Origin of the sequence: Microbacterium sp. Ld4 (assembly GCF_045066555.1) — a bacterium.
Classification (GTDB): domain Bacteria; phylum Actinomycetota; class Actinomycetes; order Actinomycetales; family Microbacteriaceae; genus Microbacterium.
In genome coordinates this window covers 1-14,605 of the sequence record NZ_JBISHE010000003.1, presented here as the reverse complement: position 1 = coordinate 14,605, position 14,605 = coordinate 1, and the positions used below count along the sequence as shown (strand labels likewise).

At 69.7% G+C, this 14,605-nt stretch carries 16 protein-coding genes; all 16 read right to left on the bottom strand.

Translation table 11 applies throughout. From position 1 onward, the window contains the following. Window positions 1-13 precede the first annotated feature (13 nt). Window positions 14-1,825, bottom strand: a complete 1,812-nt coding sequence (locus ACJJV7_RS01100) for an ABC transporter ATP-binding protein (RefSeq protein WP_405373059.1) — start codon at window positions 1,823-1,825, stop codon at window positions 14-16. Continuing rightward, window positions 1,822-3,642: an ABC transporter ATP-binding protein gene (locus ACJJV7_RS01095; protein ID WP_405373058.1), complete on the bottom strand. Its 1,821-nt coding sequence runs from the start codon at window positions 3,640-3,642 to the stop codon at window positions 1,822-1,824. Before ACJJV7_RS01095 ends, ACJJV7_RS01100 begins: the two co-directional genes overlap by 4 nt. A 304-nt stretch (window positions 3,643-3,946) precedes the next feature. Beyond that, window positions 3,947-4,441: a methylated-DNA--[protein]-cysteine S-methyltransferase gene (locus ACJJV7_RS01090; protein ID WP_405373057.1), complete on the bottom strand. Its 495-nt coding sequence runs from the start codon at window positions 4,439-4,441 to the stop codon at window positions 3,947-3,949. Next, entirely contained in the window at window positions 4,438-5,970 is a 1,533-nt protein-coding gene (locus ACJJV7_RS01085; protein ID WP_405373056.1) for an AlkA N-terminal domain-containing protein, read from the bottom strand. Before ACJJV7_RS01085 ends, ACJJV7_RS01090 begins: the two co-directional genes overlap by 4 nt. 113 nt (window positions 5,971-6,083) lie before the next feature. Then, a complete protein-coding gene (locus ACJJV7_RS01080) occupies window positions 6,084-6,743 on the bottom strand; it encodes a hypothetical protein (protein WP_405373055.1) in 660 nt (219 codons plus the stop codon). Then, window positions 6,740-7,561, bottom strand: a complete 822-nt coding sequence (locus ACJJV7_RS01075; RefSeq protein WP_405373054.1) for a hypothetical protein — start codon at window positions 7,559-7,561, stop codon at window positions 6,740-6,742. The genes ACJJV7_RS01080 and ACJJV7_RS01075 overlap by 4 nt, the downstream gene beginning before the upstream one ends. Next, window positions 7,558-8,238 (bottom strand): hypothetical protein, encoded by a 681-nt coding sequence (locus tag ACJJV7_RS01070; RefSeq protein ID WP_405373053.1) that lies wholly within the window; start codon window positions 8,236-8,238, stop codon window positions 7,558-7,560. The genes ACJJV7_RS01075 and ACJJV7_RS01070 overlap by 4 nt, the downstream gene beginning before the upstream one ends. Continuing rightward, window positions 8,235-9,461 (bottom strand): hypothetical protein, encoded by a 1,227-nt coding sequence (locus ACJJV7_RS01065; RefSeq protein ID WP_405373052.1) that lies wholly within the window; start codon window positions 9,459-9,461, stop codon window positions 8,235-8,237. Before ACJJV7_RS01065 ends, ACJJV7_RS01070 begins: the two co-directional genes overlap by 4 nt. Window positions 9,462-9,475: 14 nt before the next feature. Continuing rightward, entirely contained in the window at window positions 9,476-9,814 is a 339-nt protein-coding gene (locus ACJJV7_RS01060) for a hypothetical protein (protein WP_405373051.1), read from the bottom strand. A gap of 122 nt (window positions 9,815-9,936) precedes the next feature. After that, window positions 9,937-10,797 carry a hypothetical protein gene (locus ACJJV7_RS01055; RefSeq protein WP_405373050.1) on the bottom strand — a complete coding sequence of 287 codons (861 nt, stop codon included), beginning with the start codon at window positions 10,795-10,797 and terminating at the stop codon, window positions 9,937-9,939. After that, window positions 10,797-11,420, bottom strand: a complete 624-nt coding sequence (locus ACJJV7_RS01050; protein WP_405373049.1) for a hypothetical protein — start codon at window positions 11,418-11,420, stop codon at window positions 10,797-10,799. Before ACJJV7_RS01050 ends, ACJJV7_RS01055 begins: the two co-directional genes overlap by 1 nt. Further along, entirely contained in the window at window positions 11,404-11,973 is a 570-nt protein-coding gene (locus ACJJV7_RS01045) for a hypothetical protein (protein WP_405373048.1), read from the bottom strand. Before ACJJV7_RS01045 ends, ACJJV7_RS01050 begins: the two co-directional genes overlap by 17 nt. Continuing rightward, window positions 11,973-13,250: a hypothetical protein gene (locus ACJJV7_RS01040; RefSeq protein WP_405373047.1), complete on the bottom strand. Its 1,278-nt coding sequence runs from the start codon at window positions 13,248-13,250 to the stop codon at window positions 11,973-11,975. Before ACJJV7_RS01040 ends, ACJJV7_RS01045 begins: the two co-directional genes overlap by 1 nt. A gap of 7 nt (window positions 13,251-13,257) precedes the next feature. After that, window positions 13,258-13,581: a hypothetical protein gene (locus ACJJV7_RS01035; RefSeq protein WP_405373046.1), complete on the bottom strand. Its 324-nt coding sequence runs from the start codon at window positions 13,579-13,581 to the stop codon at window positions 13,258-13,260. A gap of 119 nt (window positions 13,582-13,700) precedes the next feature. Further along, on the bottom strand, window positions 13,701-13,988 hold the full coding sequence (locus ACJJV7_RS01030; protein ID WP_405373045.1) for a WXG100 family type VII secretion target: 288 nt from the start codon (window positions 13,986-13,988) through the stop codon (window positions 13,701-13,703). A 230-nt stretch (window positions 13,989-14,218) separates the two neighbouring features. Continuing rightward, the coding region (locus tag ACJJV7_RS01025) for a WXG100 family type VII secretion target (RefSeq protein WP_405373044.1) at window positions 14,219-14,605 on the bottom strand (387 nt) is incomplete at its 5' end.

The following is a 14,605-nucleotide window of genomic DNA, read 5'->3' as shown; positions in this document are numbered from 1 at the left end:
GTCGTGATGGCGGTCAGACCAGCGATTCGCGCCAGGCCCGGTGCAGCTGGGAGAACTTGCCGGTGCCGGCGATGAGGGCGGCAGGGGTGTCGTCCTCGATGATGCGCCCGTGCTCCATGACGAGCACCCGGTCGGCGATCGCGACCGTCGACAGACGGTGCGCGATGATGATCGCGGTCCGGTCGGCGAGAAGGGTGCTGAGCGCCTCCTGGATCTGACGTTCGCTGGGGATGTCGAGCGACGCCGTCGCCTCGTCGAGGATCAGCACCGCCGGGTCGGCGAGGAAGGCGCGCGCGAACGAGATCAGCTGGCGCTGCCCCGCAGACACGCGTCCCCCGCGCTTGTTGACGTCGGTGGCGTAGCCGTCGGGCAGCTTCTCGATGAAGGCGTGCGCGCCGACGGCGCGGGCGGAGGCCTCGATCTCGGCCATCGTCGCGTCGGGCTTGCCGAGCGCGATGTTGTCGGCGACCGTCCCGCTGAACAGGTACGCCTCCTGGGTGACCATGACGATCGCCCGTCGCAGGTCCTTCGGATGCAGCTGCCGGAGGTCGACGTCGTCGAGCGTCAGCCTGCCCCGGGTGGGGTCGTAGAAGCGCGCGATCAGCTTCGCGAGCGTCGACTTGCCCGCACCCGTGGTCCCGACGAGCGCGATCGTCTGCCCGGCGGGGATGTCGAGCGCGAAGTCGGGCAGGATCGTCCGGTCGTCGGAGTACCCGAAGGTGACGTCCTCGAACCGGAGGTGACCACGCGCCTCGCGCAGGTCGACGGGGTCGGTGGGGTCGGGAACCGTGGGCGATTCCTCGAGCACTCCCGACACCTTCTCGAGGGCCGCTGTCGCCGACTGGTAGGAGTTCAGGAAGAACGCCACCTCCTGCATGGGCGCGAAGAAGTTGCGCACGTACAGGACCGCCGACAACAGGAACCCGAGGGCGAGTGTGCCGTCGACGACCCGGAAGCCGCCCCAGAACACGACGAGCGCGAGCGCGAGCGACGAGACCGCCATCATCCCCGGCTCGAACGTGCCGAACAGGCGGATCGACCGCATGTTCACGTCGCGGTAGTCACTCGACAGGGCGCCGAACTCCGCGTCGTTGGCCGGCTCCTTGCGGAACGCCTTCACCGCGCGGATGCCGGTCATCGACTCGACGAACTTCACGATGACCTTCGCGCTGATGACGCGCGACTCGCGGTAGACGACCTGCGAGCGGAGGTAGAACCAGCGCATCAGGAAGAAGAGCGGGAGGCCCATCGCGGCGAGGATGAGGCCCGACTGCCAGTCGAGCAGCATCAGCGCGATCAGGGTGAACCCGCCGTAGAGGAGGCCCGAGACGAGCTCGTTCAACCCGCCGTCGAGGAGTTCGCGGATCGTGTCCAGGTCGCTCGTCTGGCGCGAGATGATGCGGCCCGACGTGTACGACTCGTGGAACTCGAGGCTCAGTCGCTGCGTGTGCAGGAAGATGCGCTTGCGCAGGTCGAACATCACGGCCTGCGTCAGCCGCGCGGCGACGACCGCGTACCAGCCGATGAGGGCTGCGCCGCCGATCGCCGTGACGAGGAAGACGATGACGACGATGATCGTCGGCATCCAATCGGCTTCCTGCTGGATCGCGGGGAGTGCGTTGGCGATGCCCCAGCCGACGAGCGCCGGACCGGCGACGCGCATCGCGGTCGAGATGACGAGCACGATCGCGGCGAGCACGAGCTGCATGCGCAGCGGCGTGACGAGCGAGCCGAGCAGGCGCAGCGAGCGTCGGCGGATCTCACGGCTTTCGTCGCGGGTGTAATCGGAGCGGTCCTCGCCGCTGGTCCCGGTGACGGTGCTCACAGGGACACCTCCCTCTGGTGCTGACGTTCTTCCTCGTCTTCGAGGCTCGAGATGACGTGTCGGTAGTGCTCGTTGGTGCGGAGCAGCTCCGAGTGGGTGCCGACGGCGGTGACCCGGCCGTCCTGCAGCAGGGCGACCCGGTCGGCCAGGGTGACCGTCGAGGGGCGGTGAGCGACGATGAGCGCGGTGGTCTCGGCCATGACCAGGCGGAGCGCATCTTCGACGAGCGCCTCGGTGTCGACGTCGAGCGCGGACAGCGGATCGTCGAGCACCAGCACGGCCGGTCGCGCCGCGACGGCGCGAGCGAGGGCGAGACGCTGGCGCTGGCCGCCCGACAGGCTGAGCCCCTCTTCGCCGATGACGGTGTCCACGCCGTTCGGCAGGTCTTCGACGAACCCGGCCTGGGCGACGTCGAGCGCTTCGCGAAGCACGCGCTCGGCCTCCTCGCTGCCACGCTCGAGGTCTTCGCGTCCGAGGAGGACGTTCTCGCGCACGGTCTGCGAGAAGAGCGTCGCATCTTCGAAGGCCATGCCGATGTGGCGACGCAGATCGCGCAGCGACAGGTTGCGGATGTCGACGCCATCGAGCAGCACGCGCCCGCCGGTGACGTCGTAGAGCCGGCCGGGAAGGGTCGTCAGGGTGGTCTTGCCCGAGCCGGTGAGCCCGACGAGCGCCATCGTCTCGCCCGGGCGGAGGGCGAGATCGATGCCGTCGAGCAGATCGGGCTCGGAGTCCGCGGCATCCTGATACCGGAAGTGGGCGTCCTCGAAGACGAGCTCGCCCCGGGGGCTGTCGATCGTGACCGGCTCGGCGGGGTCGACGATCGTGTTCTGCTCGTCGAACACCTCGAAGAGGCGGTCGGTCGCCGTCCGCGCGTCGACGAGGAAGGAGAACAGGAAGCCGATCGACTCGACCGGCCACCGCAGGATGGTCGCCATCGCGAAGAAGGCGATCAGGGCCGCGGTGTCGATCTCGCCGGCCTGGGCGAGGAAGATGCCGGCACCGAGGCACAGCGCGAAGGCGATGTCGGGAAGGAGCACCAGCCAGAACCAGATCCAGCCCACCGCGCGGGCCTTGTTGATCTCGGTCTCGCGGAGGGTCTCGGCCTGGCGGGTGAACTTCTTCAGCGCGTGCGCGCCGCGTCCGAACGCCTTGAGGACACGGATGCCGTGCACCGACTCCTCGACGGAGGTCGCGAGGTCGCCCGCCTGGTCCTGGCTCTGGCGCGACAGCGCGCCGTAGCGGTTCTCGAAGATGTAGCCCGCGATCCACAGCGGCGCCGAGACGACGACGAAGATCGTGCCGAGCAGCCAGTGCCAGCTGAACAGGATGGCCGACCCGACGACGATCGTGATCGCGTTGACGACGAGCAGCACGACACCGAAGGCGAGCCAGCGGCGGATGAGGCTGATGTCCTGCATCATGCGGCTCAGCAGCTGCCCCGACTGCCACCGGTCGTGGAACGACACCGGCAGGCGCTGCAGGCGCGAGAAGAAGTCGGTGCGCAGCTCGTATTCGACAGCCGTGGCCGGTGCGAGGACGAACCACCGGCGCGCCCAGACCATGAGCGCCTCGAGCAGGCCGAGGACGAGCACGACACCGGCGCCGAGCGCGATGAGCCAGGGTTCACCCGAGGCGATCGGGCCGTTCTCGCCGACGATCCGCTCGAGGACGAGCGGGATGCTCAGGCCGAGGAGGCTGGCGACCAGGGCGCTGAGGGCACCGAGGCCGAGGCGGGGCAGCACGGGGCGCGCGAACGGGATGAGCCGGGCGAGCGAGCGGGCGGTGGACAGACGGGGACGCGTCGATGAAGTCATGTTCCTGCAGAGGTGGGGAGCGGATGCCGAGGCGGCGAGGAGCGCAGCAGGGCGCGGGAGAACGGGACCGGAACGGCCCACGGAGGGAGAACGTGGAAGAGCGCGGGAACCTTCCGCGCGGCACTACCCCTGTCGGGCGGGGCGTCCGGCGGCAAGGTCGGCGACGGACTCCGTGATGATGATCTCCGGGTACATGGCTTCCTCCTTGATGGGGCCGGACGTGGCGCCCGCATCGTGCGCGGGAGCCTTCCAGAGTATCCCTGTGGGTTCGCTGTGTGCAAGCGCTTTCTGGATATCGGACTGCTCAGCGGGCGGCTTCGCGGGCGAGCAGACTGCGCTTGACCTCGACGCCCCACGCGAACCCGCCGAGCGCTCCCCCGGTGCGGAGCACCCGGTGACAGGGGACGAACAGCGCGGGGGCGTTCCGGGCGCAGATGGATGCCGCGGCGCGCACCGCCCGAGGCGACCCGAGGGCGTCGGCGAACTCGGTGTAGGTGAGCGGCTGCCCCGGGAGGATCCGACGGAGCGCGGACCACCCCGCGAGCTGCAGCACGCTGCCCGACTGGCGCACGGGCACGGCGTCGATCGCCGACAGATCTCCCGCGTAGAAGGACGCGACCGCCGGGGCCGCCTGGGCCTCCCCGAGCCGGATGCCATCCGGTCGGGCGGCCGGGCGAAGCCTCGCGACGATGGCGTCACGGTCGTCGCTCCATCCGGAGGACAGCACGTGCCCGTCGTCGGCCTCGAGGATCGTGAAGGGGCCGTCGGGCGTGGCGATGGTCTGGATGACCGCGGTCATGGTCGGCTCCTCGGGGTCGGATCTGCAGGGCTCGGGGTCGGATCGGCCGGGTTCGGCGGGCTCTCCCGCCAGGATTGGGTGACGGGCGCGGCGTACCAGAGGTGCGCCATGACGTAGCTGCGCCATGGCGAGACGCGTTCCGCCCATGAGACGAGGTCGGCAGGGGCCGAGGGGATGCCGGCTGCTGCGGCGCCGGCGCGCGCGGCCACGTCGCCGGGCAGCAGCACGTCGGGGTCGCCCAGCACTCGCATCCGCACGTAATCGGCGGTCCACGGCCCGATGCCCGGCAGCGCCAGGAGGGCCGCTCGCTGCTCGTGCGTGTCATCACCCAGCGAGAGCCGGAGGGTGCCGCCGGCGAGGGCGGTCGCTGCGCCGACGATCGCCCTGATGCGCGCGCCCGGCCCCCGGAGCACGTCGCCCCCGCGCTCGGCGATCGCCTCCGGCGTCGGGAAGAGCGTCGCGCTGCCCGCCGACGTCGGCACGACCTCGCCGAGTTCGGCGGCGAGTCGCCCCATCACGGTGCGTGCGGAGGCGACGCTGATCTGCTGGCCGATCATCGCGCGGATCAGCATCTCGTCGGCGTCCATCGCGGCCGGGAGACGTACCCCGGGGATGCGGGCGACGAGCGGCGCGAGCTCGGGATGCCCGGCGAGCGCTTCGTCGATCGCGAGCGGATCGGCGTCGAGGTCGAACAGACGCCGCACGCGCGCGATGAGGGTCGACAGATCGGACAGTGCCGCGAGCTCGGCGCGGAGGCGCACCCGCCCGGCGTCGTCCTGCCGCACCTCGAACCAGGCCGGTCCGCCGGCGAGCCGGATCACCCGGGAGAACGACCGTTCGTCGCCGGATTCGACCCCCGGGATCGCGTGAGCCCGCATCCAGCCGAACAGCCCTACCGCGTCGAAGGGCTCGCGAACAGGGAGCACGAGGTCGATGCGCCCCGCCGGCCGCTGCCCCGCTCTCCTGCTCGCGCGGAGCTGCCCGGGAGGTGCGGCGAAGACCTCGCTCATCGTGTCGTTGAACTGTCGGATGCTGGCGAAGCCCGCGCCGAAGGCCACATCTGCGATCGGGAGGTCGGTGTCGACCAGCAGCGCCCGGGCGGTGTGTGCGCGGTGGGCGCGGGCCAAGGCGAGCGGCCCGGCACCCAGTTCGGTGGCGAGAAGGCGGGTCAGATGGCGCGAGGAGTATCCGAGACGCGCCGCGAGCCCGGGGACGCCCTCGCGATCGACCACGCCGTCGGCGATGAGGCGCATCGCCCGAGCGGCGACGTCGCTGCGGATGTTCCATTCCGGCGACCCCGGGGTCGCCTCGGGCAGGCAGCGCTTGCAGGCGCGGTACCCGGCTTCGTGCGCCGCGGCGCTCGTCGGGTAGAAGGTCACGTTCGCGGCCTTAGGCGTCCGTGCCGGACAGCTCGGCCGGCAGTAGATGCCGGTGGAGCGCACGGCGGTGACGAACTGACCGTCGAAGCGGCGGTCGCGCGCGTCGATCGCGCGGTACCGCTCGTCGAACGTCATCGCCGCGATCGTCATGCCTCCAGCCTGTCACGGGCCGCCGACACCGACTCGCGGAAATCGGACACGACAGCGGAAGGTCACGGCCCACCCGCGGGCCCGGCGGCCTGCACCGTGCAGCTCAGCTCAGCTCAGACGACGGCGGGCTCCACACGCCACTCCAGCGACGAGACGCACATGTCCAGCAGGCCCTTCACGAGCACGTTCGGACGGTCGTCGGCGGGAGCGTCGTCGGGACGGATGACGGATGCCGTCAGCTGAAGCCCCCGGCGTCGCCCGGTCCCGGGGATCGGCGTGAGGTAGACGACCTGCGTCACCCGCACCGGCGCGTCCTCGAACACCTGTCGGGTGTCGCGCTCGAAGCGGAGGAACCGCTTGTCGCCGAGGAGCGGCGTCGCGCCCTCCTGACGGATCAGGGCCTGCACGAGCGAGTCGAGGGTGTCCCCCGGGGTCGTGGGCGTGCGCAGCGACGCGACGAGCGATGCGGGCAGCGCGAGTGCGGTGTCGTCGCCGCTCGCCGGGGCGAAGAAGGCGATGACCGAGGCATCGGCCATCTGCGTGAACGCGTCCTGGAGCATCGGACGGATGCGGGCGAAGAGGTCGGGGCGGTGCGCCTCGAGAAGGCGCCGGCGCACCTCGCCGGTCAGCTTCTCCTCCTCGGCCGCCGTGGCATCACGGCGCACCCAGCCGGTCGGCAGCGCGAGCGCGAAGGACGGGTCGGTGCGGCCGCCGAGCTGCGCGCGCAGGCTCACCCGCTCGAGTCCGGGCTGGAGGTCGTCGCGGTCTGTCATCGGGGACCTCCAGAGGTCGCGTCGTCGAGCAGGAAGAGGGTGCCGAGGTCGTGCGCGAGCGCGCGTTCGAGGATCGCCTCGTCGATGATGCCTCGGGAGTGGAGGATCTCGAGTGCGTTGTCGCGATCGGTCCGGATCGCGTCGCGCTCGGCCGTCGGCAGGGCGTCGATGGCCGCTCCCGCCGAGGACAACGACTCCCCCGCAGCCGGAGTGGGCGCGGACTCGGCGACCTTCTCCGGAGTCCGCACCCGGAACCGCACGAACATCGCGATGGTCGACACGAGGGAGATGACGAACGAGGCGATCACCGCCGGATACCAGACCTGCCACCCGGTGAAACCGTCGTAGGCCGCGCTGTTCGGCATCGCGAAGAGCCCGAAGCCCGAGAAGATCAGTGCCACGACGACGATCGCGGTGACGAGGGGATCCCATCGCGCCCCGCGGACCGCCCACAGGACCAGGACGACCGCCTGCGTCAGCGCCGCGACGATGAAGAGCACCCCGGCCAGGGGCACGGAGCTCTCGGCATCCATCCGGAAGAAGTTGAAGCGGTCACCGCCGAGCGCGGCCACGGCGCCGATCGGCGCGATGATGCCGATGATGGCGGCGACGGCGGTCAGCCACACCAGGATCCGACCGGGAGCCGTCGGTGCGGGTCGCGACACGCGTTCGGCGGCCGACGCCCCGTCGACGCCGAACCACCGGAAGATGTCGGGATGCCGCTGGAAGGCGATCGATTCGAGTCGCCCGAATCGCACATCGGCGGCGAGCGAGTGATCTTCCGCCCATTCCTGGGCGCTGGCGTGCGGAAATGTCATCGTGCTCCTGCGGTCTCGGACCAGTCGGCGTCGGATCGCGCGGCGAGCATGCCCTCGGGCGCGGTCGCTCGTACCGGAGTGCCGTCGGGGCCCACGAACTGCAGCGTGTGGACGAAGGCGTGGAACTGACTGATCAGCATGGCGTGGAGCTCCGGAAGGGTCGGCTCGAGGCGGACCAGAACCACCGCGTCGTCGGAGGCGAACAGGATGTCCGTGCCGAACAGCCGGATACCGGTCGCCTCGTCGTCGACGGTGCGAACGAGGAGGACGCCGTCGCCGAGCCGCTCGGTGCGGTACAGCTGGCCGTCATCGAGCACGCTCGGGAGGACATCGGGACGAGCGCCGAAAGAGGCACTCACCTGTGCGACGAGCGGACCGGGCACGGGCCACAGCTGGAAGGCGAGCGCGGCGTCTTCAGGTCGCGCCTCGAGACCGGCCGCGAGAAGGCCGCTGATCACGTCGGCCCACTCGTCCTCCCACCCCTCGCCCCACGCGGCGCGCATCTCGGATCGCTGCGCCTCGACCCATGCCGCGGGGTCGTCCACCGCGGCGGGGATCAGCAGCCATCCACCGACGTCGCTGTGACCGGTGAGCCGCCACATCCCGGCCGCCCACCCCTCGGGCATCGTGGGCCCGGTCGGGAGCGCCGCGGCATCCACATCGGCGAGGTCGGTCACAGGAAGGCTCCGATCCACGGCATCGCCGCGCTCGACTTGTTGCCGGAGTTGCCCGTCCACGACGAGATGTTGTCGACGACACCCCATGCGCCCGAAGCCATCATGTAGGTCCCTTCCCACGCCGCCGACAGCACGGTGGAGTTGCACCACCCGTTCGCCGATCCTGCCACCGATCCGGCGAGCTCGGTGAGCTCGACCGTGTTCTTGCCGAACATGAACCGGGTCATCGCGTCGGCGAAACCGGCGGGGTTGTTCATCGTGTAGAGCCCTCGGCCGGCGTTCATGAGACCGGGGAGGCCCCCGCCGCTCAAGGTCGCCACGCTCGAGAGCGACCGCACCTGGCCCGCCGCGGCCGACCATGCCGACGGCCGGAACGCGGTGACCATCTCCGATCCGAAGGCGACGAGGCCCGGCTTGCCCTGGAACAGGGAGCCGACCTTGCCGAACGGGATCACCCCGATGATGGCGATCACCAGCTGCTCCATGCCCGCGTCGTCGCGCAGCACCTGGTACGCGGTGAGCAGCAGGGTCGCGACGCCGATGACCGCGCCGATGAGAGCGAAGATCGGCCCGCCGATGATGATTCCGGCGATCGCGACGATGATCGATACGACGCTGAGCACCTGCAGGACGACCGCGACGACACCGTCGACGTTGTCCCAGAAGCCGTCTTCGATCGATCCGTCGAGCACGTCGCCGATGCCGTCGACGGCGGTGTCGAATGCGTCCTCCCACGTGTCGTACTCACGGTCGAACGCGCGCGCCTCGATCACCCACTCGTCGTACAGCTCGCGCTTCTGCTCGTCGTCCTCGGCTTGCTGCTCGGCGGCGTCCTCGAGGATCGGCGGCGGTCCGAAGCGCTCGAAGCGCTGGCCTGGTGCGGAGTCGTAACGGATCCACGCTTCCACGCTCGCGTCGACGGCGGCGCGGATGCGGGGCTTGCACTCCTCGACGGCGACCCCGTACGTGTGGATGACGGGCCCGGTGGGCTCGTACATGCGTCCCGCGCGACGGAGTTCCTGGTGGGTGTCGCCGACGATCTCGCGGATCTTCTCGATCGCTTTGCCTCGCTGATCGTCGCCCTCGCTGACGAGCTGCTCGAGCACATCGGCGCTCGAGATCATCTGGCGACCGATGGACTCGATGCGAAGGCCCCGTCGCTTGATGACGGATGCCTCTCCCTCGAGGTTCTCGATCGTGCGTCCTGCCGGTGAACTCTCCATGGTCTCCCCCGCTGTCAGACCGCGCTCGGGCGGGTCGCATCCGTCGTGCCCGAGGCGTCGATGTCCATCTCGGCCGCCGTCTCGGCATCCCAGTCCTTGAATCCGTCGAGCACGCCCTGGACGTGCTCCTGGATCTTCGTGATGTCGCGCACGAGGTCGCTGCGCCGATCGTTCCAGCGGCCCTCGAAGTCGCTCACCTTGTCGGAGAGGGCGCCCTTGCCGTAGGGCGAGCCGATCGCGTCGGCGAGCTCGTCGGCGAGATCGCCCGCATCCTCCAGCTCGCCGACGATGTTCTCCAGCCGCGTGCTCGTGTGCTGCAGCGTCGAAAAGTTGATCCAGACGGCATCCGTCATCGACTTCTCCTCCCCGGTGAACCCGTCGGTGACGGGTTTCTCTGTCTGTGGTCAGGCTATCCAGCGGAGCGGGGATGGTCGATGGAGAGGACTCCCCTCTTGACATCCGCCCCGGTGATCGGTCACTTCCGCGACAGCAGGTCGTCGACGGCAGGCAGGGAGATCGCGCCGTCGTAGTAGGCCCAGACGACGTACGCGTAGGGCCCGAGCTTCTCGGCCTGAGCCGCCGTCTGCGGGTCGTCCAGGGCGAGGCCCTCGAGCGCGGCCCGCCACCGGGTGCGGAGCTCCGCTCCGTACGGGTTCCGCTGAGCGGCCGCGCCCGCCGTCTGCGCGGCATCCCTCGCGGGGTCCGCCTGGGGCGTGCGGCGCGGGGCGGGTGGCGATGCCGGACGCGCCCGATGCACCCGCACGATGAGGCCCACGGCGGCAGCAGCCGCGACGATCGCCGCGATCCACCATGCGGTGTAGGCGGCGGCGCCTGCCGCGTCGAGAAGGATGTCTCGTCGGATGCCGGCGAACACCGCTCCGGCGAGCACGGCGATCAGGGCGATCGCCGCACACCCGATCGCCGTCATGTTGCCCTTCGCACGTTCCGGAAGCCGGATCGCCGTCACGACGACGAGCGCGATGGCGCCGAGAACGATGGCCGGCACGGCGACGGCCATCGCCAGGACGGGGTCTTGATTGCCCTCGTTGCGCGGAGGAAGGAGGACCGTCGCCCCGGCGAAGACCGCGGCGACCGCGGCCACGACCAGCACCCACCATCCCGTCGGATGCGGTGCCTGCGGCGCGGTGACAGCCGCTCCGCGGCGATCGGGACGCCCGGCCGGACTGCCCGCCGCAGGCCGCCTCCGGGTGGTGACGACACCTCCGACGTCGAACAACCAGTCCCGTCGGGTCGCCGCGGGGACGGTCTCGACGGCGGCCTCGACGATCCGCGCGACGTCGCCGTGGTCTCCGACGATCTGCACCGGCCTCGCCATCAGCGCACGGGAGACGTGTCGACGGGCGCCATCCACGTCACCGTGGCTGCGATCGCATCGAAGACGGCGCCTCCCGCGACGATGATGTCGGCGTCGTCGGTGGCATCGGCGTCGACCATGACGGTTCCGGTCAGCATGAGCGCCTTGGTGCGGTTCGTCTCGGGCATCGGGATGACGTACGAGGACTGGACCTGTTCGACACCGGTCTCGGTGCCGGGCTTCCGCGCGCGCCAGTGGACGATGCGGCCGCCTTCGTCGAGCATCTGCGCACCCTCGCGGAAGCGGGCGGACACCCAGCCGTCGAGAGTCGCTCCACCCTCGCCGGAGACGACGGACACGATCAGGGAGATCGGGGGGACCGTGCCGTCCGACGATGCCCCGGGAAGGAGGACGTATCTCGCGCCGGAGCGCTCGAGGTCCCGCATCCCGCGTCGCATCATGCTCGCGAAGGCGCCGTCGAGGTCGGGGCGGCCGGCCCGCATGAAGACCGCGCGCGCCTGCTCCTCGAACGACTCCGCGGTCTCCTCGGAGATCTTGTTCGCCGTCCAGCCCTCGGGGAGCAGGAGTCGGAAGGCGGGCGAGCCGTCGGGGAGCCCGAGGATCTCGCTACGCAGACTGGACATGGGTCCCCTCCGGACGAGCGTCGTCGGAGACGACGGTGACGCGAGATGTGAGTTCTTCGAACCAGGGCAGCCCCAGTCCGAGGTGGTGCAGGCTCGGGCTCATCGCGACGGTCTCGATGAGCACTCCCTCGTGCAGCCGCTGCAGCTGGAGGACGCCGAGGACGCCACCGTCGGGCAGCTGCCGGACGGTGCTCACGGTGCGAGCGACGGCCGGGTCGTCGTCGGCGAACGGCAGCACCTGTCGCGGCAGCGCCGCGGGAGCGTCGTCCTCGAGATCGTCGAGGGACGACAGGTCGGTGCGACCGGCGAAGACGGAGACGATCGCGCGTCCGGGGAGCCCTTCCGGACAGAACAGGAGGTTGGCCGCCGCGTCGGGGTCGGCGAACTCGCTGAAGCCGACGAGGGCCGCGATCACCTGGTCGACGTCGTCGTCCAGGTCGGGCTCGCGCTGCCGCGTGCTCGCCGCCTCCCGCGCCCACTGCGCGATGTCACCGTCACCGGGGATGGGCAGGAACCAGCGGTCGTCGAGGGTGATCTCCACCGTCGACGGCATCAGCCGTTGCCCCAGCCGCCGATGCCCCAGCCGCCGGTGGCCCGGTCGTACGCGAAGCCCGCGCCGCTCTTGCCGAGGTTGTCGGCGAAGTCGAGCGCGGCGTTGCCGCCGTCGGAGAGCAGGCTCCCGTTCGGGTTGCGCCCGAGGAACTGGCGCAGATTGCTCTGCGCCGTCGCGGACAGGGCGGATGTCGCGTCGGTGAAGTTCTGCGTCATCGCCCCCTCGTTGCCGCGGAGCAGACGGGAGCCGATCGACGGGCCGTCGATCCCGTTGAAGAACTGCCGCAGGACGCGGCTGCCGTTCTTGTTCAGCTGCGTGCTCGCCGCATCGTGGAAGACACGCGCGGTACGGCCGTCGGCGAGAACGCTGGTGATGCGGGAGCCGTTACGCCATCCTGCTCCGACGACATCGCCGCCCATGGACAGCAGGCCCTGGCCGAGTTCGCTGAACCGGCCGGCGCCACTGGCCGCACGCACGGCCTTGAACGCGGAGAACGCCTTGCCGAAGGGGAAGACGCCGATGGCGGCGACGAGGATGTCGACACCCGTGCCGCGACCGCCCGCCACTTTGAGGCAGGTCACCGCGAGTGCGGCGAGGCCGACCAGGGCTGCGGCGAGGATGAAGGGACCGCCGATGATGCAGGCGGCGATGGCGAGCACGATGCCCGCGTAGGAGAGGATGTCGCCCAAGACCTCGAGGAACGGCATCGCATTGTCGAGCCATCCGTCCTCGACACCGTCGTCGTTGGCGTCCTTCACTCCCTGTCGAGCGTCGTCGTAGGCGCTCCACCAGGTGTCGTACACGCCCTCGTACCGGAGGGCGAGGGCTTCCCAGTCTTCGCGCGCGGTGTCGACGTCGCCCTCGTTCGTGCGGGTGTCGGTCGCACCTTCCTCCGGCTCCGGAAGCTGCGAGTCGCTCGAGAAATCGCTCCGCACCGATTCGTACTCGCGCCACGCCTCTTCGAGGTCGGGCATGAGCGCACGAAGGGAGGATTGCACGCCGTCGAGCGCGCGACCGTACTGGAGGATCGCGGTTCCGCTGGGCCTGTAGCGCTCTCCGGCGGTGCGGAGGTCGCCGGTCATGTCGCCGACCTTGTCTTTGATGGCGTCGAGGCTCTTGCCTCGGCACTGCGCACCGAGGTTGATGCGGTCGAGGAGGTCTGCCGCGGCGACCATCTCGTCGCCGAGGGTCTCGATCTCGATCCCGCGGCGCTCGATGTCGAAGGCGCTTCCCTCGATCTCGAGGATCTCGTAGTTCTTGCTCGGTGTCCGGTCCACGTCGCTCTCAGCTCTCTACCTGCGGGGTGCGTGTCGTGTTGTCCATGCTCGCGGCGGCCTCGGAATCGAAGTCCGCCCACGCCTGCGCGACCGCCGCGACCTGCTCCTGAACGGCCGCGACGTCTTCTTTCAACGTGTCGCGCTTGTCGTTCCACGCGCTCTCGAAACGGTCGATCTCATCGCGCAGCGCGCTCTCCCCGTGGGGACGCCCGATCCACGCCTGCAGCTGGTCGGCACGTCCACCGGCGTTCTCGAACTCGGTGATGATGTTGCGCAGTGCCCGGTCGAGCGACTCGAGGTCGCTCATCGGGATGTCGATGTCCTTGCCCACGTGTGCCCTCCCTGACACTCATCCGCGAAACCCACGCTGTCGATCTCCGGAGCCTGCGGCCCGGAGCCCGATGAGGGCGGATGCCGTCATGGCACCCGCCCTCATCGCCGTCCTGCGGATCAGCCGCCGGCGAGCTGCTGGTCGAGGTCCTGGATCGCACGCATCATGCCGAGGAGAGCCTCAGACATGTCGTTGATGCCATCGACCGCATTCTTCAGACCCGTGGTGAGTTCGCCATAACCCTCACCGAACTTGCCCGACGCGTGCTGCGTCTTGAAGTCATCACCCAGAAGAGTGTCGACCTGCGACTTCAGCGTGTCCAGCTGGCCCTGAATGTCATCACGAGCCTGCGACAGCGACGACGCAACCTGCTCCATCTCTCCGTAAGACGCACCGAAATCGGCCATCGTCCACACCTCCGTTAGATAAAGAAACCCGACCCGACCGGGCCGATACCAAGAGTCAACCGCACCCCGCCCCATCCGCCAATGGGGAGTGGTCCCCACTTGACAAACCCTCTCCCCATGCCCCATGGGACGTCCGTCCAGAACGGAGGCACCCTGTCACCCCGCCCGGCAACGACAGAGAGGGCCGGCCCTCAGGCCGACCCTCTCGAGAAGAAGCTGTGCGCGACGGATCAGCCGCCGGCGAGCTGCTGGTCGAGGTCCTGGATCGCACGCATCATGCCGAGGAGAGCCTCAGACATGTCGTTGATGCCATCGACCGCATTCTTCAGACCCGTGGTGAGTTCGCCATAACCCTCACCGAACTTGCCCGACGCGTGCTGCGTCTTGAAGTCATCACCCAGAAGAGTGTCGACCTGCGACTTCAGCGTGTCCAGCTGGCCCTGAATGTCATCACGAGCCTGCGACAGCGACGACGCAACCTGCTCCATCTCTCCGTAAGACGCACCGAAATCGGCCATCGTCCACACCTCCGTTAGATAAAGAAACCCGACCCGACCGGGCCGATACCAAGAGTCAACCGCACCCCGCCCCATCCGCCAATGGGGAGTGGTCCCCAT

Bases quoted from the DNA above. Each gene is read 5' to 3' on its own strand.
- ACJJV7_RS01060 (WP_405373051.1), bottom strand. From the start codon at position 9,814: ATGACGGATGCCGTCTGGATCAACTTTTCGACGCTGCAGCACACGAGC.
- ACJJV7_RS01045 (WP_405373048.1), bottom strand. From the start codon at position 11,973: ATGCCGTCGACGGTGGAGATCACCCTCGACGACCGCTGGTTCCTGCCC.
- ACJJV7_RS01095 (WP_405373058.1), bottom strand. From the start codon at position 3,642: ATGACTTCATCGACGCGTCCCCGTCTGTCCACCGCCCGCTCGCTCGCC.
- ACJJV7_RS01075 (WP_405373054.1), bottom strand. From the start codon at position 7,561: ATGACATTTCCGCACGCCAGCGCCCAGGAATGGGCGGAAGATCACTCG.
- ACJJV7_RS01055 (WP_405373050.1), bottom strand. From the start codon at position 10,797: ATGGCGAGGCCGGTGCAGATCGTCGGAGACCACGGCGACGTCGCGCGG.
- ACJJV7_RS01030 (WP_405373045.1), bottom strand. From the start codon at position 13,988: ATGGCCGATTTCGGTGCGTCTTACGGAGAGATGGAGCAGGTTGCGTCG.
- ACJJV7_RS01080 (WP_405373055.1), bottom strand. From the start codon at position 6,743: ATGACAGACCGCGACGACCTCCAGCCCGGACTCGAGCGGGTGAGCCTG.
- ACJJV7_RS01085 (WP_405373056.1), bottom strand. From the start codon at position 5,970: ATGACGATCGCGGCGATGACGTTCGACGAGCGGTACCGCGCGATCGAC.
- ACJJV7_RS01065 (WP_405373052.1), bottom strand. From the start codon at position 9,461: ATGGAGAGTTCACCGGCAGGACGCACGATCGAGAACCTCGAGGGAGAG.
- ACJJV7_RS01050 (WP_405373049.1), bottom strand. From the start codon at position 11,420: ATGTCCAGTCTGCGTAGCGAGATCCTCGGGCTCCCCGACGGCTCGCCC.
- ACJJV7_RS01090 (WP_405373057.1), bottom strand. From the start codon at position 4,441: ATGACCGCGGTCATCCAGACCATCGCCACGCCCGACGGCCCCTTCACG.